Origin of the sequence: Anaerofustis sp. (genome assembly GCF_019420015.1) — a bacterium.
Lineage (GTDB): Bacteria > Bacillota > Clostridia > Eubacteriales > Anaerofustaceae > Anaerofustis.
Genome location: NZ_JAHZIA010000008.1, coordinates 65,261 through 87,321, shown reverse-complemented (window position 1 = coordinate 87,321; position 22,061 = coordinate 65,261). Strand labels below are relative to the sequence as shown.

20 protein-coding genes are annotated in these 22,061 nt (G+C 32.8%); 11 read left to right on the top strand and 9 right to left on the bottom strand.

Annotated features, from left to right (window positions below; all coding sequences use genetic code 11):
* The 11 genes from QZ357_RS01810 to rpoN form a co-directional block, all read left to right on the top strand.
* Positions 1–1,234: PRD domain-containing protein (locus QZ357_RS01810; protein ID WP_290771149.1), on the top strand; the 1,234-nt coding region annotated here is incomplete at its 5' end.
* Positions 1,235–1,333: 99 nt separating this feature from the next.
* Positions 1,334–2,203, top strand: coding sequence for a radical SAM protein (locus QZ357_RS01805; RefSeq protein WP_290771147.1), 870 nt, complete (start codon positions 1,334–1,336; stop codon positions 2,201–2,203).
* Between the two features lie 64 nt (positions 2,204–2,267).
* Entirely contained in the window at positions 2,268–4,127 is a 1,860-nt protein-coding gene (locus QZ357_RS01800; RefSeq protein ID WP_290771145.1) for a GH25 family lysozyme, read from the top strand.
* Between the two features lie 309 nt (positions 4,128–4,436).
* Complete coding sequence (locus tag QZ357_RS01795) at positions 4,437–4,838, top strand: PTS sugar transporter subunit IIA (protein WP_290771143.1); 402 nt, start codon at positions 4,437–4,439, stop codon at positions 4,836–4,838.
* A 58-nt stretch (positions 4,839–4,896) separates the two neighbouring features.
* Positions 4,897–5,394, top strand: a complete 498-nt coding sequence (locus tag QZ357_RS01790; protein WP_290771141.1) for a PTS sugar transporter subunit IIB — start codon at positions 4,897–4,899, stop codon at positions 5,392–5,394.
* Between the two features lie 24 nt (positions 5,395–5,418).
* On the top strand, positions 5,419–6,168 hold the full coding sequence (locus tag QZ357_RS01785) for a PTS sugar transporter subunit IIC (RefSeq protein ID WP_290771139.1): 750 nt from the start codon (positions 5,419–5,421) through the stop codon (positions 6,166–6,168).
* Positions 6,169–6,180: 12 nt separating this feature from the next.
* Positions 6,181–7,062, top strand: a complete 882-nt coding sequence (locus QZ357_RS01780; RefSeq protein ID WP_290771137.1) for a PTS system mannose/fructose/sorbose family transporter subunit IID — start codon at positions 6,181–6,183, stop codon at positions 7,060–7,062.
* A 52-nt stretch (positions 7,063–7,114) separates the two neighbouring features.
* On the top strand, positions 7,115–7,993 hold the full coding sequence (locus QZ357_RS01775; RefSeq protein ID WP_290771135.1) for a class II fructose-bisphosphate aldolase: 879 nt from the start codon (positions 7,115–7,117) through the stop codon (positions 7,991–7,993).
* 46 nt (positions 7,994–8,039) lie between these two features.
* Entirely contained in the window at positions 8,040–9,203 is a 1,164-nt protein-coding gene (locus tag QZ357_RS01770) for an iron-containing alcohol dehydrogenase (RefSeq protein ID WP_290771133.1), read from the top strand.
* A 28-nt stretch (positions 9,204–9,231) separates the two neighbouring features.
* A complete protein-coding gene (locus QZ357_RS01765) occupies positions 9,232–10,284 on the top strand; it encodes a zinc-binding dehydrogenase (RefSeq protein ID WP_290771131.1) in 1,053 nt (350 codons plus the stop codon).
* 247 nt (positions 10,285–10,531) lie between these two features.
* Positions 10,532–11,902, top strand: a complete 1,371-nt coding sequence (gene rpoN / locus QZ357_RS01760) for an RNA polymerase factor sigma-54 (protein ID WP_290771129.1) — start codon at positions 10,532–10,534, stop codon at positions 11,900–11,902.
* A gap of 114 nt (positions 11,903–12,016) precedes the next feature.
* On the opposite strand, the gene QZ357_RS01755 is transcribed toward rpoN, so the two are convergent.
* The 9 genes from QZ357_RS01755 to der form a co-directional block, all read right to left on the bottom strand.
* Positions 12,017–12,910 carry a class II fructose-bisphosphate aldolase gene (locus tag QZ357_RS01755; protein ID WP_290771127.1) on the bottom strand — a complete coding sequence of 298 codons (894 nt, stop codon included), beginning with the start codon at positions 12,908–12,910 and terminating at the stop codon, positions 12,017–12,019.
* Between the two features lie 9 nt (positions 12,911–12,919).
* Entirely contained in the window at positions 12,920–13,951 is a 1,032-nt protein-coding gene (locus QZ357_RS01750) for a 2-hydroxyacid dehydrogenase (RefSeq protein WP_290771125.1), read from the bottom strand.
* A gap of 128 nt (positions 13,952–14,079) precedes the next feature.
* Positions 14,080–14,346: an HPr family phosphocarrier protein gene (locus QZ357_RS01745; RefSeq protein ID WP_290771123.1), complete on the bottom strand. Its 267-nt coding sequence runs from the start codon at positions 14,344–14,346 to the stop codon at positions 14,080–14,082.
* Positions 14,347–14,381: 35 nt separating this feature from the next.
* On the bottom strand, positions 14,382–15,419 hold the full coding sequence (locus QZ357_RS01740) for a fructose-specific PTS transporter subunit EIIC (protein ID WP_290771121.1): 1,038 nt from the start codon (positions 15,417–15,419) through the stop codon (positions 14,382–14,384).
* 28 nt (positions 15,420–15,447) lie between these two features.
* Positions 15,448–15,789 (bottom strand): PTS fructose transporter subunit IIB, encoded by a 342-nt coding sequence (locus QZ357_RS01735; protein ID WP_290771119.1) that lies wholly within the window; start codon positions 15,787–15,789, stop codon positions 15,448–15,450.
* Between the two features lie 10 nt (positions 15,790–15,799).
* Positions 15,800–16,270, bottom strand: coding sequence for a PTS sugar transporter subunit IIA (locus QZ357_RS01730; RefSeq protein WP_290771117.1), 471 nt, complete (start codon positions 16,268–16,270; stop codon positions 15,800–15,802).
* A 12-nt stretch (positions 16,271–16,282) separates the two neighbouring features.
* Positions 16,283–18,430: a BglG family transcription antiterminator gene (locus QZ357_RS01725; protein ID WP_290771115.1), complete on the bottom strand. Its 2,148-nt coding sequence runs from the start codon at positions 18,428–18,430 to the stop codon at positions 16,283–16,285.
* Positions 18,431–19,188: 758 nt separating this feature from the next.
* Positions 19,189–20,658 carry a stage IV sporulation protein A gene (gene spoIVA / locus QZ357_RS01720; protein ID WP_290771112.1) on the bottom strand — a complete coding sequence of 490 codons (1,470 nt, stop codon included), beginning with the start codon at positions 20,656–20,658 and terminating at the stop codon, positions 19,189–19,191.
* A 79-nt stretch (positions 20,659–20,737) separates the two neighbouring features.
* Positions 20,738–22,057, bottom strand: coding sequence for a ribosome biogenesis GTPase Der (der, locus tag QZ357_RS01715; RefSeq protein WP_290771111.1), 1,320 nt, complete (start codon positions 22,055–22,057; stop codon positions 20,738–20,740).
* Between the last annotated feature and the right edge of the window lie 4 nt (positions 22,058–22,061).

The window sequence follows — 22,061 nt, the reverse complement described above, 5'->3', positions numbered from 1 at the left end:
TGATAAAATAAACGAAATAGTTTTAAGCCATCCAAAAGAATTTAAAATAGCTAAATTTATTTTTGCTCTTTTGGAAGAAAATTTAAATATAAAAATTCCAAAACAGGAAATCGGATTTTTGACGATGTTTTTATGTTTGAATGATGAAACAGAGAATACAAATAATATAGGAGTAATAGTAATGGCTCACGGAAACAGCACCGCAACGAGCATGGCGGAGTTTGTTAACGGATTACTTAATACTAAACATTGTAAGGCTATAGATATGCCGATAGATATGAGTGTCAATACAGTACTTAATCGTTTGTGTGAACTTGTTAAAACAGCTGACGAAGGCAGAGGCGTTATTCTTTTGGTAGATATGGGTTCGTTGAATATGATGGGTGAGATGGCCATGAAAAAAACAGGGTGTAAGATTTGTACGGTAGAGATGGTTTCGACTTTGGTTGTTATTGAGGCAGTAAGAAAAGCTATACTGAAAGATACTGATTTGGAATCTTTGAAAAATGATTTGGATAATATATATCAAAACGTAACTTCGAGAGATACTCGTTTGGGAGTGAATAAAAAGAAAAAGACGATTATAACTACGTGTGTTTCCGGTAAAGGAGTAGCCGTTCAAATAGCAAATATAATCAAGGAATCTATAGATTTAATTAAATATAATACAGATATTAAACATCTTGATATTTTAAGTGCGGATGATATAGATAACGTATTGAAAGAAAACAAAATAGATAATGTAATTGCAGTTGTAGGTACCGTAGATTTGAAAATAAATAATATACCTTTCATTCCTATAAATGAGCTGATTGTGGGTAACGGGATAAATATACTTGAAAGAATAATAAATGAAGAAACATATATACGAAATGATAATGAAGGGCAAATGATAAATAAAACGGTTGTAAAGGAAACACTGAAAAATATTTTAACTTTTTTAAATGTTGATAAAGCCAATACTTTACTTACGGAAGCTTTTAATGATATATTTTCACAGTTACCTAATCCTGTTGAGAAAAATATATTTTTGAGGTTTATCATGCATACAGGATGTATGGTAGAAAGGGTTATAAAAGGGGAGAGCCTTCCTTATGTAAATATAGATACATTTATAGAAAATAATAAAGAGAATTTTAAAATTGTAAAAAAAGCATTTTTTAGAGTCGAAGAAGCCTTTGGTATTTTTATACCAAAAGAAGAAATTGCTTATGTTTTAGAAATAATAAATTAAAAATGAAAATATTTTTAATTTATTATATGTAGTTCTAAAGATTTAGTAAAACTTGAAAGTTTAATAATAATTATTATGGAATAAAAAGGATAAAAACATATGAGATATGAAGGGATAGTATACAGACCTCCCAGTGAGGCAAGAAGTTTAATAATACAGGTTACAATCGGTTGTTCTCAAAATTGTTGTACTTTTTGCAATATGTACAAAGATAAAAAATTCAGAATAAGATTATTAAATGATATTCTTATGGATTTGAAAGAGGCAAGAAATATTTATGAATATGTGGAAAAGATATTTTTAGCTGACGGAGATGCATTATTCTGTGATACGGACATTCTTGTAGAAATACTTGAGTATATAAAAGCCGTTTTCCCTGAATGCAGGCAGGTATCTTGTTATGCAACAGCAAAAAGTATACTTTTAAAAACAACAAAGGAGCTTATAACTCTTAGAGAAAAGGGACTTAAATTATTGTACATGGGGATTGAGTCCGGGAGTGATACAATATTAAAGAAAGTAAAAAAAGGTACATCTTCGAAGGAAATATTAAAAGCAGCAAGCAAAGCGAAAGACTCTGGGTTTAAATTATCGGTGACGGTTATTTCTGGTCTTGGTGGATGTAATCTGTGGGAAGAGCATGCAATAAAAACAGCCAATATATTATCTGCAATGGATCCTGATTATATAGGTCTTTTGACATTGATGATAGAAGAGGGAACAGAGCTTAAAAGAGAGATAGAAACAGGATCGTTTAGATTGATGAATCCTTACGATATTTTAAAAGAGACTAGGTTAATGATTGAGAAGACAGAATGTACCAATGCGGTTTTTCGTTCAAATCATGCATCGAATTACATCAGTTTAAAAGGGGTTTTAAGCAAAGATAAAAAAATGTTGCTGAATATATTAGACCAAGGGATAGACGGAAAAGTAGGGCTTAAAGAAGAATATATGCGAGGATTGTAATTTTTATTTATTATTGGTTAAATTTATGTTATATTAAATTAAAATAGATGAAGGCAGGGGATTTATGAAAAAAATTTTATCTTTTATTACTGTGTTTATTTTTGCGATGAATATACTTATCGGACCTGTTTGTGCAATGGCAAATATTGATGAAGAGGATGTAAATAACAAAGATACTTTTATACAAGAAGAAAACACAGATTATAACGAAGAGATTATAAATGATGACACTGAAGAGGAAACAGAGCGAAATCAAAATAAAGAAGTCGTTCAAGAGAATATTGCTTTGGAAAGTTCAGAAGAAGAAAAACAGGAATCTGATAATAAATTGACTGAAGGAATTGATACGGCAAAAGATGACCCGGAACAGTTTAGGGCAAGAGGTGAAATTTCCGGTGATTTTTATAGCTCAAGATCTATGAGGAGTGCTTCTTCGGGAATAAAATCCAAAAGTCCTTTTACCGGAAAGACGTATTTGCATAACAGCAGATTTAAAGACTATACTATAGTTCATGGTATTGATGTTTCGGTTTGGAACGGAACCATAAACTGGTCAAAAGTTAAAAGTTCAGGGGTGAAATATGCTTTTATAAGAGTTGCCGGCAGAGGATATGGAAAAGAAGGTACTATTTTTGATGACAGTAAATTTAAAAGAAATATAACAGAGGCAAAGAAGTACGGGATAAAAGTAGGGGTGTATTTTTTCTCTCAAGCAATCAATACTAAGGAAGCTAGAGAAGAAGCCAATTATACAATAAGTAAAATAAAGAATTATAAATTGGATTTACCTGTTATAATGGATTACGAATATGCAGGCGGAAGTTCGGGAAGGCTTACAAAGGCGAAACTTTCAAAGACGGCAGCAACAAATATCGTGTTGGAATTTTGTAAAACGGTAAAAAGCAAAGGATATACTCCTATGCTTTATGCAAACTACAGTATGCTAAACAATAGCCTTAACAAAAGCAGCATAGATAAAAGTTATAAGGTATGGCTTGCTCATTATGCTTCGTCTACTTCTTATAGTGGTAAATATGAATTTTGGCAATATGCCAGCAACGGAAAAGTAAGTGGTATTTCAGGGGATGTTGATGTTAACTTTTGGTATACAAAAGTAAATCCTTCTTATTCGGCTCCTAAATTTTATTTTTATTCAAGCAATGAAAGTAAAATTAAGTTAACATGGAAAAAGCCTTCTAAGGTTGACGGATACAGAATATACAGGTATAATACCAAGACGAAAAAATATGATATATTAAAAGATATCACAAACGCGAATACACTTACAATAACGGATACACACCTTAAGTCTGCTACGACTTATGCTTACAAAATAAGAAGTTTTTATTATGATAAGGATAAGAAGAGAGTATACAGTGAAGCTTCTCCAAAATTAAACGCAACAACAGATCCTAAAAAGGTATCTACTTTAAAAGTTACGACTTCAGATACAAATAAAATAAATTTAACTTGGACAAAAGTTTCGGGAGCAAGCGGTTATAGACTTTATAAATATTCCTCAAAGAAAAAAGCGTATGTCTATTATAAAAATGTAAAAAGCAATAAATATCAGGATAGAAAAGTTTCAAAAAATAAAACGTATAAATATAGGGTTAGAGCATACAGAACTCTAAGCGGTAAAAATTATTACGGTGAATATTCTCCTACATTGAAAGCAAAAGCTGTTAAAAAAACATATATTTCAATGAAGAAGAAAACAGCTAAGGTAAAAGCAAATGAATTAAATGTAAGAACAAATGCAGGAACGAGTTATAAAGTTGTAACAAGAGTAACAAAGAATAAAAAAGTAACGGCATACGGTTATAAAAATGACAAGCATAAAAAAAGATGGTATAAAATAACTTTTAAGAAGGGAAAAAAGACTTACAGAGGTTATGTTCACAGTAAATATCTGAAATTTTAAAAAGAGAACAATGTGTTCTCTTTTTTATTATGTATTGTTGTGACTTGAGTATTTTATCGATATAGGTTTTATATTAATGAATTAAATTTTATGTATTTTAATTATCGATAATGGGTATTACACACTGATGTATTTAGAGCAACACACAAAAGCATATATTTACACACTATTTTTAATATCGTAATAAATTTAATTTAACAGGCTTTTTTTCATTAAAAAAGGTTGTTTTTTTATTACACAAAAAGTTGGCACGATATTTGCATTATATTTTACAAAGAAAAAAATCAAAGAAAGGAGGTACAGTATATTATGATTGGGATTTTAGTTGTTACACACGGTAATGCCGGAAAAGAGTTAATAAAAAGCAGTGAACTTATTATCGGAAGTCAAGAAAAATTGGAAGGACTATCGTTAAATCATGGTGATGATATTAATGAACTTGAAAAGCAAGTTGAAATGAAAGTAAAAGAACTTGATGACGGAAAAGGTGTTTTGGTAATGGTTGATTTACTTGGCGGCAGCCCTTGTAACGTTACCGGAAAAAATATAAAACGTTTTGAAAATATTGAATGCCTAACCGGAGTTAACTTACCTATGTTGATTGAAGCTTTAGCTTCGAGAGAAAATTATTCTTTAAAAGAGTTATCTCAAGTTGCTATGGATTCATCAGTTCAAGGAATAAAAGATTTAAAAAGTTTGATGTTCAGTTAATTTGTTTTTATTTACATTGTAATTATTCATTTGAAAAAAGAAAGAGGAGGGTTTAATTATGGCAAATATTAATCTTGTCAGAATCGACAGTAGACTTATTCATGGGCAGGTAATAACTAAATGGTTAAAGATGTCAGGCGCAAACAGAATAATCATCGTTGACGACGAACTTGCAAAAGATGATTTTATGTCAATTATTTATACTACTGCGGCTCCGAAAGATGTAAGTGTTGAGATTTTGAGTATTGATGATGCGAAAAAAGGATGGATGGAAAATAAGCTTGGAGACGGAAGTTTACTGATATTATTTAAGGATATTAAAACATGCTACAGACTTAAAAATGAGGGTGTTGATATTGAAAAAATTCAAATAGGAGGGCTTCCAAGTGCTCCTGGAAGAACGGTTATATTAAGAGCTGTATCATTTGATGAAGACGATGTTATGAAATTGAAAGAGCTTCACGAGTCAGGAGTCGAAATAAATATACATATTATTCCTGAAGAACCAAAAATGAGTTATGAAAATATGATTAAGAAATTCGAAGAAAAAAAATAGTAAAAGAAATTAAGGAGAAAAATTATGTTATTAACATTATCGATCGTAGCCGGTCTTTGGTACTGGATTAGTCAAAGTAAATTAGGGTATACATTTCATTGGGCTATTTGTCAGCCTATAGTAATGGCTCTTCCTTTTGGGCTTATATATGGCGACGTTGCAAAAGCATTGATTATAGGGGCTTCTCTTGAGATGGTATATCTTGGTATGGTTGCTGCAGGGGCAAATATACCTGCGGATGAAAGTTTAGCTGGGGTTATTGCCATTCCTATAGCGTTGGTTTCTGATATTCCTGCGGCAACAGCAGTTACCCTTGCAATTCCTTTTGGGTTGTTAGGTGTACTTCAAGATCAAATCAGAAGAACAATTCAAGCAAGTTTTGCTCATAAAGCGGATAAATATGCTGAAGAATGCAATATAAAGGGGATAGAAAGATGTGCAATATTGTTCCCATTGATTTTAGGTTTCTTTTTAAGATTTCCACCTGTATTTTTAGCTAACTACTTTGGTTCTGGTGTGGTGGAAAATATGCTTGCAGCTATTCCTGTGTGGTTAACTCACGGATTGGAAGTTACGGGAGGAGTTTTACCTGCCCTTGGTTTTGCCATAACAGTATTTATTATAGGTAAGAAAACATATCTGCCATTCTTTATTTTAGGTTTCTTTATGGTTCAATACTTAAAAATCAGTGTAATGGCAGCTGCGATATTCGGAACGTGTATGGCATTACTTATAGTTTTCTTGAGAAGAGAAAATCAAAATACTACAACTTAAAAGGAGAGTAAAATGAAACAAGAAAATATGGAAAAAAATTTGGTTAACGAAGAAGTTAATGAAGTTGTTGAAAATAAAGAAGATAAAGCCGAAAAAATAACGCAAAAAGATATTAATAAAGCATTTTTAAGGTGGTGGATAGATGTAGAAGTTGCAAGTTCATACGAGAGGATGCAAGGTATTCCATTTTGCTATTCAATGATACCAATCTTGAAAAAATTATATAAGAAAAAGGAAGATTTAAGTTATGCTTTAAAAAATCACTTAAACTTTTTCAATACTCAAGGTACATGGGGTACTCCTATTCACGGCATGACAATAGCCATGGAAGAAGAGCTTCATGACGGTGACAGAGAGATGAGAGAAAATGCCATTACTGGTATTAAGACCGGTTTGATGGGGCCTCTTGCCGGTATAGGAGATACAATAGACTGGGGTACGTTAAAAACGATTATTGCAGGTATTGCTGTTACTTTCGGTATAACGGGAAGTGTACTTGGTGCAATTATTCCATTTTTATTCACAATTATTACATTCTTTATCGGCAAATATTTATGGAATATGGGGTATAAACTTGGAAAAGAATCAGTAAAAAATATTCTTCAATCAGGCTGGATTAATGAACTTATTTCAGGTACGGCTATTTTAGGGTTATTCATGATGGGTGCTTTGGCATCAAGTTACGTAAAATTAACTATTCCGATAGCTTTTACCGTTGGCGGTACTCAGATGACAATACAAGGTATTTTAGACAGCATAGCACCAGGGTTATTACCTCTTGGAGTAGTTTTTGGTATATACTATGTACTTAAAAATAAAACACAAAAATACGGACTTATTTCAATTGCTATAGTTGTTATATCAATACTTGGTGCATTGGTAGGATTATTTTAAACAGATATATATAGAGATTATGTTAGGTTATTTTAGGAGGATTTAGACGGATATGTTAGTCAGAATGGATGAAATTTTAAATAAAGCAAAAAAAGGAAAATACGGAGTTGCCGCACCGAATGTTTATAATGATATCAGTGTAAAAGCTTGTTACGAGGCTGCATGCGAATTAAATGCACCTATCATTTTAGATTGTGCGGGCTTGGATGTTCTTGAAGAAACTGCAGATATAGTCAGATTTTATGAAAGGAAATATCCAAATGTTATAGCAGCTTTAAATTTAGATCATGGTGGTTCTTTTGAAGAAATAATGCATGCCATTAAATACGGATTCACTTCTGTAATGATAGACAGATCTACTCTTGAGTTTGATGAGAATGTAAGAGAAGTAAAAGAAGTGGTAAAAATTGCTCATGGTGCGGATGTTTCTGTTGAAGCGGAACTCGGACATGTGGGACAAGGTTTTGAATATGAAGAAACGAGAGATGCCGGACTTACAAAAAAAGAAGATGCTTTACGATATATTGAGCTAACAGGTGTTGATTGTCTTGCTGTTGCCGTAGGGACTTCTCATGGAGCATATAAAGGAACTCCTCACTTGGAATTTGAATTGTTGGATGATTTAAATAAGTCGATAGAAATTCCATTGGTATTGCACGGCGGTTCTGGAACAGGAGATGAAAACTTACAAAGAGCGGTAAAAACAGGTATTCAAAAAGTTAATCTATTTACGGATTTAAGTACCGCGGCATTAAATGCAATGGTTAAGTATCTTGACTTTGATTGGAACAGTGTAAAACAAGACGGTTCAAAAGGAGAGTTCGGGAATTTAAAGGCTAATCTTTGTGATATATCTGTTGCAGCAAAAGACGGATTTGCTGATTTGTTAAAGCATTACATTAAACTTTTCGGTTCAAACGGAAAAGCTTAAATTGAGAGTAATATCATAATAACAACGGATTGATTAAGGAGGTTTTATGAATAATTTTAATTTTTTATGCGATACAAAATTTATTTTCGGAAAAGAAACCGAAAAAACGGTAGGCAGTGAAATAAAACAATACGGGAAAAAAGTTTTGTTTGTAAATGACGGAGGGGATTACTTAAAAACGACAGGTCTTTATGATTCTGTTGTAAATTCTCTAAATGAAGAAAATTTAGAGTTTATAGAATTAAGCGGTGTTAAGGCAAATCCCGAAGTTGAGCTTGTGAGGAAAGGTATTGATATTTGTAAAAAGGAAAACATTGACTTTATTTTGGCAGTAGGTGGGGGAAGCGTTATCGATACTGCAAAATCAATAGGGGTAGGTGTTTATTACAACGGTGATGTATGGGATATTTATGAAGGAGTTGGAACAATAAACGATACTTTGCCGGTAGGCGTTGTTCTTACAATTCCTGCAACTGGAAGTGAAGCGAGTATATCTGCTATTTTAACAAACGGAAACACAAAAAGAGCCATTGATGATGTTAGAATCAGACCGGTATTTTCGGTTATGAATCCGGAGCTTACATATTCTCTTCCTCCGTTTCAGACTACAGCTGGATGTGTGGATATTATATCTCATGTGTTTGAAAGATACTTTACAAATACAAAAAATGTTGAATTTACTGACAGGTTGTGTGAAAGCACAATCAAAACGATTATTGACAATGTATATAAAGTTATGAAAAATCCAAAAGATTATGAAGCAAGAGCAGAAATAATGTGGGCAGGGACAATTGCTCATAACGGAATTTTAGGTGTTGGCAGAGACGAATGCTGGGGAGCTCATATGATAGGTCATGAACTCAGCGGAGAATACAAGATTACTCACGGAACAACCCTTGCTCTTATTCTTCCTCACTGGATGAAATATGTATATAAACACGATGTAATGCGTTTTGTAAGATATGCGGTAGAGGTTTGGGGAATAAGACAAAATTATGATAACCCTGAAGAAACAGCTCTTGCCGGTATTGAAAAAACAAAAGAGTTCTTTGAATCTGTCGGTCAGCCTACATCTTTAAAAGACGTAAACGTAGGGGATGAGAAAATCGTTGAAATGGCAGAAAAATGTACAAAGAACGGCAATGTGGGCGGATTTGTTTCTCTTAGTAAAGAGGATGTAATAAATATTTACAAGAGTGCTTTAGAATAAAATTATATGGTAAAAAGGAGAAATAAAAATGGACATAAAAGAAATGAAATTTTCGGTTCTAACAGAAAAAGGACATGCGGAAGTTAGAACAAGACCTTTACCTGAAGTTGGGGAAAGACAACTTCTTATAAAACAAGAGGCATGCAATATATGTACGACAGATTACGGTCAATGGTTAGGACTTAGGGAACATCAAGGTTATCCTATGGCGGGCGGACATGAAGGTTCAGGTATTGTTGTTGCAAAAGGCAGCAAAGTAATGGATTTTGAAATCGGAGACAGAGTTGCAATGGCGTATGACGGATGCGGCGAATGTGAAGCGTGTAGAAGAGGAGATGTTCTTCATTGTACGGATACCTCTATAACAGGAAGAACAGAAGACGGTTACTTGGGTGCTTTTGGGTTTGCTAATTATGCCGTTAGAAATGCAAGAAGTGTTATCAAAGTAAATAAAGATTTATCTCCTAGCGAAGCGGCTTTTCTTGAGCCATTGGCAACTGTTGTAAAAGGACTTAAAAAATTAAGAGTAAAACCTATGGAAAATGTCGTAATCATAGGTGCAGGTACAATGGGACTTGTTAATGCACAAGCTGCAAGAGCAAACGGATGCAGAGTTATTGTTTCAGAAGTGATGGAAAAGAAACTTGAAACTGCTAAAGCGATGGGTTTTGAGGTTATAGATGCCGGTAACTGTGACCCTGTAGAAGAAGTTAAAAAACTTACAGGCGGTGTAGGTGCCGATGCAGTTATCGTTGCCGTAGGTTTGACCCTTGCAAATAATCAAGCTATTGAAATGTTAAAAGCAACAGACGGAAGAGTATTATTCTTTGCTGCCGGATATCCTGCGCCTGAACTTGAGTTTGATTCAAACTTAGTTCATTATAAGAGGCTTGAACTAATCGGTACATTTGCAGCAGATTCAATTGATTTCTTTACAGCCGGAAGAATGTTAAGTGATAGAAGCGTAGATGTTTCAAAAATTATTGAGCCGACTAAATTTAAATTGGATGATGTGCAAAAGGCATTTGAAATGGCTTCAAAACCGGGGATGTACAGGGTGAGTGTGCTACTTCAAGATTAATTATAAAAAATGTACGAATAAATAATAATAAATACTTTAAAATTAAATTGTTTCAGGAACTATATTATATATAGTTCCTTTTGGCATATGTATTGTATTTTAATTGATTGAAGTTAATTAATTTGTTTTTTATTTTTATAATAGAAGTATGAGTTATGAGATAGCAATTTTATGAGAATGACGGATAATTGCGGTTTGACAAAAATTTAAAACTATTGTATATTGCAAATATAGGAGCGTAAGATATATGTTAAAACTGGAGCAGACTCAAAAACAAAAACAACAGCTGATTATGACCCATGAAATGAAGCAGGCTATTCAGCTTTTAAATTTTAATGTATTTGAACTCAGTGAATTTCTGGAAAATGAAGCTGATATAAATATGTTTATTGAGGTTGAAAATCCGATAAAAAATGATATATCAACTTGTATGGAAAATGAAGAGTATAAAGTAAGAAAAAGTGAAGAAAATGAGGGGGATTCCTATTTTGTATCTTCAAAGTCAGGTTTTAACGATAATATAGCAAGAGCGGTAATGGGGGAAACATTGAAAGAGAATCTTATGTTTCAACTCAGATTTATCGGTATTAAAGGAATTTATAAGGAAGTATGTGAATATCTTATTGATTATGTGGATAACAAAGGGTATTTGAATATAGACGAGGATGTAATGTGTTCCTTGTTAGAAATTGACAAAGATGAGTTGGACTTTTGTATAAATACAATTCAATGTTTTTATCCGGTTGGGGTGTGTGCCAGAAGTCCTATAGAAAGAATAATTTTGCAATTAAAGAAAAAAGGTTTATACAGAGAAGAACATCTTATTCTTCTTACAAGCTATATGGAAAATATTGCTTATGGAAAAATAAATACCATACATTTAAAAACGGGTTTTGATATCAATTTTATAGAAAGCCTTATAGAAGACATTAAATCGTGTAAATTGAATATAACAAGTGAATTTCTCCAAACGGATGACAATGATTTGTACATATACCCTGAAATAAGAGTAATCGAGGATAATGGAAATGTAGAGGTTTCTTTGATTGAAGATAATTCGCCAAAGATAAAAATAGATACGAATGCCGTTGTTGATATGAATCAGGCAAGAAGCGATGATGAACTTTTGAGTTTTTATAAAAATTATTATGACAAAGCCATGTTTATTATATTTGCGGTAGAAAAAAGAAAAGAAAATATGCTTAAAATCACAAAAGAAATTTTTAAGGTGCAAGATGAATTTCTTCAAAAAGGGAAATTGAAGCCTTTGAAGATGGCGGATATAGCTGAGTCTTGTGAAATAAGTGTTTCTACTGTAAGCAGGATTGTAAATGAAAAGTATATTGATACAAAAAGAGGGATATTTTCTCTTAAAACTTTTTTTAAACATTCTGTGGGAAAAGGTACTAAAGGTGAGGATAATAATGTATCCGTCGATACCGATATAAAAAATGCAATGCGGGAAATTATAGATAATGAGGATAAAAATAAACCTTTAAGCGATGAAAAAATATCTAAATGCTTAAAGGAAAGAGGGTATGATATTTCCAGAAGAACGGTTAATAAATACAGAGGTCAACTTAATATACCGTCGGCTTCGATAAGAAAAAAAGATTAAGTACTTGAAATAATTAATATCATTGTATTATAAAATCAAAAAAGATGCATAAAGCATCTTTTTTGACTTTAAAGGAGAGTTTAAAAATATTTCATGTATTCGTCTGATATTTGATTATTTTTCTTCCATAGAAGTCATACCTACACTTAATCCTTTGGGTTTTACCTCAAAAGTTTTATTTACAGAACCGTATACTTCTATCATTTCCATCAATACTTTTTTCGCACCTTCTCTTGCAACTCTGTATACATCATACGCCCCCGAGCCTTCAAGGTTTGCGTCTTTTAAAGCATCAACGGCACCTCTGCATACGTCATTTGCGATGTTTACTTTGTTAATTCCCATTGTGCAAACTTTTCTCAGGGAATCTAAATCCGTGCCTGATGAACCGTGAAGTACCAAAGGCAAATCAGATAATGCTTTTTTGATTTCTTCCAATCTTTCAAAATCTATTTCGGGTTTGAATCCTTTTGGATATGCTCCGTGTGCCGTTCCTATTGCCACTGCAAGACAGTCTACATTTGTTTTTTCTACAAATGTTACGGCTTCGTCGACACTTGTAAGAGCTGCGTTTCGGTCAATTTCATAATTGTCTGCCTGCCCTACGTGCCCGAGCTCTGCTTCTACGCTTATTCCGAGATTATGGGCTATGTCAACGATGTCTTTTACTTCTCTTACATTATCTTCAAAAGGAAGGGATGATCTGTCAACCATTACGGAAGTAAATCCCGCTCTTATGGCTTCCAATATGTATTTTTTATTTCCACCGTGGTCAAAATTGAATGCTATTGGAACTCTCGATTCTTCTGCCAGCATTGTACATATTTTTGCGATAAAATATATGTCGGGGTGCATTCCGTATGCAAAGTCCAAAATCAAAGGGGCATTTAATTCTTCTGCCGCTTCTATAAATGCTCTCGTATCTAACTCTGTTATTACATTTGGAGCTGCTACAGCATAATTGTTTTTATTGGCATCATCTAAAATTTCTTTCATTGTTACTAACATCTTATTTACCTACCTTACTATGCATTTCATATCTTCATCTTTAAAGTATCTGTTTAAATCTTCTGCCACTATTTCTACGGCATTTGCTATTGTGTCGTTGGATATTCCCGCAATATGAGGTGTCAATGTTATGTTATCGAGTTTTGTGTAAGGATTGTATTCACTTAAAGGTTCTTCATCATATACGTCTATAGCTGCTCCTAGAATATCTTTATTTTTTAAAGCTTCAATCATGGCTTTCTGATCTACTAACCCTGCTCTTGCGGTATTTATGAGTGTTGCCATTTTATTCATTTTGTCAAATTCTTTTTTACCTATAAAGTTTTTTGTTTTTTCAGAGTATCTTAAGTGAAGAGATATAATATCGCATTTTTCTAGCAGTTCATCAAGACTTACTGGATTTCCACCTAATTCTTTTACTTTTTCGTCACTTAAAAACGGATCATGTACAAGAACCTTGCATCCAAAGCCGCTTAAATTTTGTTGTACTCTTTGTCCTATATATCCGAATCCTATAAGACCGATTGTACGATTTCTCATATCTATGTAGTTAATATCATTGGGATATTCTTTTTCCCATTTCCCGCTCATCAATAAATGATGGCTTTTGGCGATGTTTTTTACTTCACTTATCATCATCCCAACCGTAAAGTCGGCAACCGCATAAGCGCTTCTCCAAGGTGCATTTGTTACCGTAATACCTTTTTCGTGAAGATAATCTACGTTTACGCTGTCTACTCCGCCTCTCATTACCGCAACCAGTTTTAGTTTTTTTGCATTGTCTATTACTTTTTTGTTTACAGGGGTTAAGTGCACTGCAATTACATCTGCATCTTCTGCAAGTCTTACAAACTCGTCACCTGCTTCAACGGCTTCAGCTCCTTCAACTTCTGTTTTTAACATATATTCTGCAAAGGCTTCTTTTGTCGAAAGCAGTTTGTTGTCATAAACAATTACCTCATTGTCATATTTTTCAAGTTCTTTTATTTCCTTGACCATTTCCGGTCTTACATAACAATCACATGCAACCAGTATTTTCATTTCGTTCCTCTTCTTTCTTTTGCTGTAAATATCGTAAATTTATACGATTGTTATATTTTTATGCTTTATATCCGTAAACCCGATTATAGGTTTACGGATATGTTGTTTAGGTTTGTAACCACATTTATTTATTCAGGTTCGTTTAAATTGTTTTCAAACAAAGATTTAATAGCCTCATAGGCTTCTTGTTCATCACTTCCGTTTATTGTTATTTGAATATCCGTTCCCTGAGTCGCTCCGAGTGCCATAACAGACATTATGCTCTTACAATTTGTTTCAATATCATTCGCTTTTATTTTTATATCGGAACTGTATTTTCCGGCTTCCTCTACCAATACTTTTGCCGGTCTTGCATGTATGCCTGTTTTGTTTTTTACTGTCGTTGAATATATCATATATTTCTCCTCGTTTATATATTTTGTTTTTTTGATTATTCTAATTCTTCTTGAGGTAAGTCTTTCTTAAACAGCCATACCCAAAGTACTACAACTGCTGCTTGTGCAAGTATACAAATGGCAATTTTTGGAATAGAGCTTGCCATCAAAGCTGTAAACATACCTCCGTGCCATGCCGGAGTAGTTACTCCTAAAAGACCTACCATAGCTCCTCCGACTGCTCCTGCCAAAATATATGCCGGAGTGAATACCTTAAGGTCTGCCATGAAGAATGGTATTGGGAACTCCGTTATCTGACATATCCATCCTGCGAACAGACCTGGAACATTAGCTTTTTCGTCAGAAGTAAATTTCTTTTTAAATAACATAACTGCGATTGCTGTACCAAGACATCCTGATGTAGCAGAAACCATTGTTGCAGCTGCTGTTACGTTGTCTCCTGCGTTTATGTATATAAGTGCCAAAGGTAACATACCATAGCAGAAAGGACCGCCCATTCCGAAGCAGAAGCAAGCTCCGAATACAGCAAGAAGTAATGGTTTGTATCCTAGACCTTCAACCCAAACACCAAAGTTATATATAAGTTTCATTAAGAATGAACATGCAGGGTCAACTGCAAATTGCATTGCAAGGAACATTATAAAAGATGTAATTATAGGTATGAATAGGATTGATTTTGCCGAACTCATTACAGGAGGAAGTTTAAGATATTTAATTGTATATCTCGTTACGTATCCTGCAATAATACCGCCAACTACGGCTCCTAGGAACCCGCTTTCTCCGTTTGCCGCAAATAACCCTACTACCAATCCACTGGTAAGTGCAGGTCTTCCCGCCAAGCCGAAAGCAACGAACATGGCAAGAATATAGTACATCATTTTGAATAATTGATTACCCCATGTGTACATGTAGAATGCCAAACCCGATTTTGCTTCCGCAGCTGCGCCTGCGGTCCAGAAGTTTGGAATTGCCATAATGATGGCACCTGCTATAACAACAGGAATCATGTAAGAAATACCTGCCATCATTGCTCCGTACATTTCTTTTCCTAACGCTCTTAGTTTATCTTTCATATTATATTCTCCTATTTCATAGATGTATTTATTTTTTATTTTTTATATCTTCATCAAGTTTTCCCGCTTCAATTAAATTATCTATCATTATTTCAGGATGTTTTAGAATGTTTGCATAATCAACTTCTACTATTTTGTCTTTATAATTGTCGAAGCGTTCCATTCCGCTTGGAAGTATACCGCAACAAAGAATTATTGCATCCGCTTCCTCTATCTCTTTAGGCGATAACTCGTCTTCCGGTCCAAGTTGTCCTTGAAGTTCAATGTGAACATCTATACCGTATTTTTTACCTTCTCTTTTCATCGCTTCCGCTGCCATGTATGTATGTGCTATACCGCATGGACAAGAACTGATTCCTACAACTTTCATTTTTTTCCTCCTATATGTTTTCATAACGGATTTTGAATTCATCCATAATAATATTTTTATTTTTTTCTGTCTTAAGTTTATTTAAAAAATCTTCATCTAAAAATAATCTTGTAATGTTTGCCAGCATGCTTATGTAATCTTTTTGTTCTGTTGATTCGGGAATTGCCAGCATTAATGCTATTTGTGCATCTTCTCCGTCATCTTTGTCGTAAACAAAAGGTTTAAATCTGCAAAATGCAATTGACGGTTTTATGACTGTTGCCGATTTCCCATGAGGTACGGCAAGACCGTTGCCCATATAAGTGGAACCGGATTTTTCCCGTTCATAGAGCGCTTCTACAAATTCTTTTGAATCTTTTACGCAGTTTGCTTTTTGAAACATATCCGCCATTTTTTTGAATAAGTTGTCTTTATTCAATATTTCCACATCGCTTACGTCTATGGTATCTGTGCATAAGATTTCGTTTATATCTTGCTTCATGTCATTCCTCCTTTATGATTTTTTATAGTATTTGGCTTCAAATTCTTTTAAGATTTTTCTGAATTCTTCTTGAGTGTTGCATAGTTTGAGCTTGTTTAAAACCGTTTCATGATTAATCAGTTCCATCAGTTCCGATAACGCTTTAAAATGTTTGTTTGATTTTGTGGCAGCCAGGGATATGACCAGTTTTACCGGATCATAATCTGCGTTCCCGAATTTAATCGGATTTTTTAAAGTGATAAAAGTCATGCATGTTTTATTTACATTTCCCATTGCTTTTGCGTGTGGCAGTGCAATTCCTTCCGATATAACGATGTTTGAGCCTAGTATTTCTTTTGATTTAAGCATCTGTTTTCCGTAGTCTTTTCTCACACATCCGCTTTTGTACATTAATTTTCCGCTTAAAAGAATCGCTTCCGTGGCATTGGTTACATCTGCATTTAAAAGGATATGTTCGTCCGTTGCAAACTCACTCAATAAATACTGATTATTCTTTGTTATACTTTCTTCTTTTATAAAATATTTTTGAATTTGCGTTTCCAGTTTTTTATAGTCATTTATAATGCAGCTTTTCGATATAATTTCCATTAAATCGTCTATGACAAAACTGTAATTATCCTTGTTTTTTATGTTTGTTTTACTTATAAATTTTTTTATATTGAATATGTCCTTGTTGTTTAACAGGGGAGATACGTATATAATTGATTTGTTTTGTCCTATGGATAATTGGGTTGTCGATATTACCAAGTCGATTCCTTCCTTGTTGATTTTATGGAATTCTTCTACAGAACAGGTTCTTTCAACTATAATGCTCGGAAATTCATTTATGAGTCTTGTTTTGAGCATATTGCTGGTTCCTATACCGCTTGAGCAGACGATAATGGTTCTGAAAATATTGAAGTTCTTTTTTTGTTTTGTTTTTTCTATAGACGCCGCTATATGCATTGTCAAAAAACTTATTTCGTCATCACTGAGTTTTTTTTCCAGCTTCTCTTCAAATAATTTTCTTCCAATTTCACATGCTTTAAAAATTTCGGCATATTCATTCTTTATATCTTTTAAGAGGGGATTTGATACTTTAATATCAAAAAGCAATCTATGAATGGTTGAACTTATATGCATAAGAATATTTTCAAACAATGTGTCGTCTTGTATTAGATCAATGCAAAGGAAATCTTGTACAATACCAATAAATTCTTTTACGATTTTCTGTTCATCATATGAACTTAAATTAATATTTTTTGATAAATAACGTTTGTTTTGAGACATCATATAGTGAATGATGTATGTGATTTCGGTTTTTGATATATCCATGTTTGCTGCGTTATTTAACAGTTTATTGTTGGTTAGTATCCACTCTTTTAACTTAGCGGTATTGTTTAATGCCTGAGATCCCTGATTTTCTTTAAGCAGAAGATATTTTCCTTTTTTTATACGTTGAAGAGATATCAGTATGTATAAGAATATTCTTATAAAAGCATCTTCACTGAATTTGATCATAAAGTCGTTTTCATACTTTTTTATGAAGTTGTTTACTGCCATTACATTTATGTCTTTTGTTATAAAATTTATATAACTGTTCATCGATAAATTTAAGGTCAGAAAATCACTTCCGTTAAAGCTGTTGTATATTTTTTGAAAATCAAATTCTTTTAGGCTCGATTCTATATATTCAAGGGAAACATTTCTGAAAGTAAGTTCATCATATTCCAAAGTTATGCCGATTCTCGGTTTTTTTATTACCTTAATTCCTCTGCTTGAAAGCCATTTTTCGCTTTGGGCAAAATCTTTTACGATAGTTGTTTTACTGGTGTTTGTTTTATCCATAAGATAATCGTAAGTTATGGCTTTATCGCTTATTAATAACTCATATATGATGATGCTTATTCTTTCTTCTTTTGCATAATACTCTTCGCCATTGTTTAAGACGTTTATTATGTTGTATAGTTCTTTATCACTTTTGCTTTCATTGGTAATTAAAATTCCCTTCTTTCTGTCTCTTACAATTTTTATGGAAGAGCCTTTCAAAACATTTTCAATATTTTTTATATCCTCTCTGATGGTTCTTGTGGAAACCTCATATGTTTCCGCAAGTTCGCTGATTGTTTTGAAACCATGGTTTTTCAGTAAATACTTAAGTATTGTAATTTCTCTTTTCATAGCATTTCTCCGTGATGTTGAATTTTAGCCATTACTTTGTGAAAATATTAAATGAAATAAATATATTTATCTTCAATAACATTAAATCACAAATAAAAGGCGCGGTAAATTGTAATAAATTTCCGTTAAAAGTGAAAAAATAAGATTAATTATATAAAATATGAAAACCTTTTAAAATAAGTGCTTTCGTCATTACTAAATTGAATAATTTTGAAATTTCAATTATAAATGAAATATATTTGTATATTTTTTATTTATAATTTACAGAAATTGTTTTAGATATTTGTTTGTATTTTTAATCTGAATTTAACAAATATTCAAATTGAATATCATTAAGTAATATTTTATCATACTTTTTGTAGCGAGTTTGATATAATGTATAAAGTTCAAATCAATGTTCTGTTTTAGTTTTTTTCTTATAGAAATATTACATATATAATAATAAAATGGGTTGTTTTATATTGTTACAAAAAGTATATATTTTTATAATCTTTAAAATGAGTTGATTATAGAGAACCGTATGTATACTTAATTAAAAGATTTTTACTGTGTAATTGTATAAAATATACTTATGAGTTTTTGTTTTTTAATATGATTTTTTATTCTTTTATTTTGATAGATGATTTTAAATAAATATCAATTTTTAATTATATAAATAACTTTTAATTATTATTTTAAAGAAAATAAAAAGAAGGAGTGTTTCATTGCATTAAAATAAACCTCTGATACTTATTCAGAGGTTTATCGTTACTTATATTTTAAAGCCATAAAAGAATAATACCGCCTTTTCCCGAGTTCACAACCTTGGTAAGGGTTTTTTGTACTTTTATTTTGTTGTCATCTTCTATTGATGTTAGCTTATTATGCATATTATCACTAATCATGTTTTTCAAATTACGTCCGAAGAATTCACTTTCCCAAATTTTTTCCTGGTCGTTTTGATATTCGTCCATTATTTTGTCATAAAATACCAGGCATTCTTCTTCAGATCCTATTGTCGGACTGATGGATGTTTGTACATCAGTACATATAATGTGCAAAGCCGGTGCTGATGCTTTTATCTTCACTCCGTGTCTTGATGATTTATTTATCATTTCCGGTTCTTCCAGAACATAATCTTCAAATTCGGGAGTAACGATTCCGTATCCGCTGTTTTTAGCGGTGTTTAAAGCTGATTCTATCTTTTCATATTCTTTTTTTATCTTTGTTAAATTTGCAACCAAAGAGAATAAATCGGATTCTCCGTTTATGCTTATATCATTTTTTTTACTCAGTAAAGCGTAAAATACTTTATTATCTACTTTTATGTCCACATCTATTATTCCGCAGCTTAAATCGACATTTGTTACGTCGATGTCAAAACTTTCAAAATCAGAATGTTTTATTCCTTCAATAACCTTGTTTAAAGTGTCCTTTTCTTTTGAGTTTGATAATATAAAATCATAAATTTCTTTGTTTATATCATCTTCATCGTCAATCAAATCAAGCCATAAAGGGAGTAAATAGTTAATTTCTTTTATAGGAAACTCAAACAGAACATCCATTAATAAATTCTCTATATCTTCAAGAGTTATGTTCATAACATCAAGTACGATAACTTTACATTTATATTTTTCTTCGAGCTTTGCTGCCAAATCTTTACTTTCCTTGCTGTTTGGCGATGTTGTGTTTAATATGGTTACGAAAGGTTTATTTATATTTTTAAGTTCGTTTATTACTTTTTCTTCAGCTTCAATATAGTTTTCTCTGTCGATACCGCTTATGCTTCCGTCAGTTGTTACCACGATTCCTATTGTGGAATGTTTTTCTATTACTTTCTTTGTTCCCATTTCCGCAGCTTTTTTAAAAGGCATTGGATTGTCGGACCATGGTGTTCGTATCATTCTTTCTTCATTTTCATCCATGTCTCCGATTGCTCCCGGTATTACATATCCGACGCAATCAACCAGCCTTACATTTAAATCTACACCTTCTGCGAGTGATATGTTTGCTGCGGTATTGGGTACGAATTTCGGTTCGCACGTCATTATGGTTTTTCCTGATCCGCTTTGAGGTAATTCATCCACTGCTCTTTCTTTTTTAAATTTATTTTCAATGTTTGGTATTACCAAAACATCCATAAATTTTTTTATAAAAGTGGATTTACCACTTCTGACCGGTCCCACTACTCCCAAATATATATCACTGTCTGTTCTTTTTGATATATCTTCGTATATTCCTAAATTCATAAGAAAACCTCCAAACTCATGTCTCTTAGTTATACATATTCGCTTGGAGGTTAAAATATAATTATTTTTTTTATATTATTTAATTTTCTTGTTTTTTTCTATAAATAAGCTTTATTGGGCTACCCTTAAAAGTAAATGCTTCTCTTATTTTATTTATTAAGTATCTAGAATAAGAATCCTGCTCAAGTTCGGGGTCGTTTACGAATATTACAAAAGTAGGCGGTGTTGTTGCCACTTGGGATGTGTAGTATATTTTCATCCTTTTCGTGCCTTTTGCCGGAGGATTATTCATCATAACGGCATCTCCCATAACTTCGTTTAACAATCCTGTTGTGATTCGTTTATCGTATTCTTTTAGGACTTCTTCTATTAAAGGCATAAGTTTATGAGTTCTTTTTTTCTCGGTTGCACTTATAAACAGAATCGGTGCAAAGTCTAGGAAATAGAGTGAATTTCTAACCTTTTTTTCCATTTCTTTCATTGTGTTTGTTTCTTTTTCGACCAAGTCCCATTTATTTATTATAATTATTACGGCTTTATATCTGTCTTTTATCAGACCTGCGATTTTTACATCCTGATCGGTTACCCCTTCCATGGCATCAATCATGAGCAGACATATGTCACTTCTTTCTATCGCTCCTATTGCTCGTATAGTGGAATAGTGCTCTATATCGTCATATATCTTTGCTTTTTTTCTTATTCCCGCAGTATCGATTAATGTGTAATTTTTACCTTCATAGTTGAAAATAGTGTCTATCGCATCTCTTGTTGTTCCCGAAATATTACTTACTATTACTCTGTTTTCTCCCAGTAGTGTATTTACCAAGGTTGATTTCCCCGCATTTGGTTTTCCCACAACCGCAATTTTGGTTCTGTCTTCTTCTTCGATGCCTTTTTTGTTTTCAGGAAAATGTTTGACTATTTCATCCAACAAATCTCCGAATCCAAGAGCATGTTCCGCACTTATTGCAATAGGTTCGTCAAGTCCTAAATCATAAAATTCATATCTCAAATAGTCTATATCGAAGGAATCGATCTTGTTTACTGCCAGTACACACGGTTTCCCGCTTTTTCTTATCATTGTTGCAACGTCTCTGTCTGAAGCGGTAACCCCGTTTCTTCCGTCTACAACCAAAACTATGACATCTGCCATGTCTATTGCAAGGTTTGCCTGTCTTTTCATTTGTTTTAAAATGATATCGTCGCTTTTAGGTTCGATTCCTCCGGTATCTATCAAGAAGAAACTGTTCCCTCCCCATGATGTATCTGTGATTATTCTGTCTCTTGTAACTCCCGGGGTATCTTCGACTATTGAAATTCTTTTTCCCGATATTTTATTGAATAAAGTTGATTTACCGGTGTTCGGACGTCCGATAAGTGCAACAAAAGGTTCTTTCATGTTT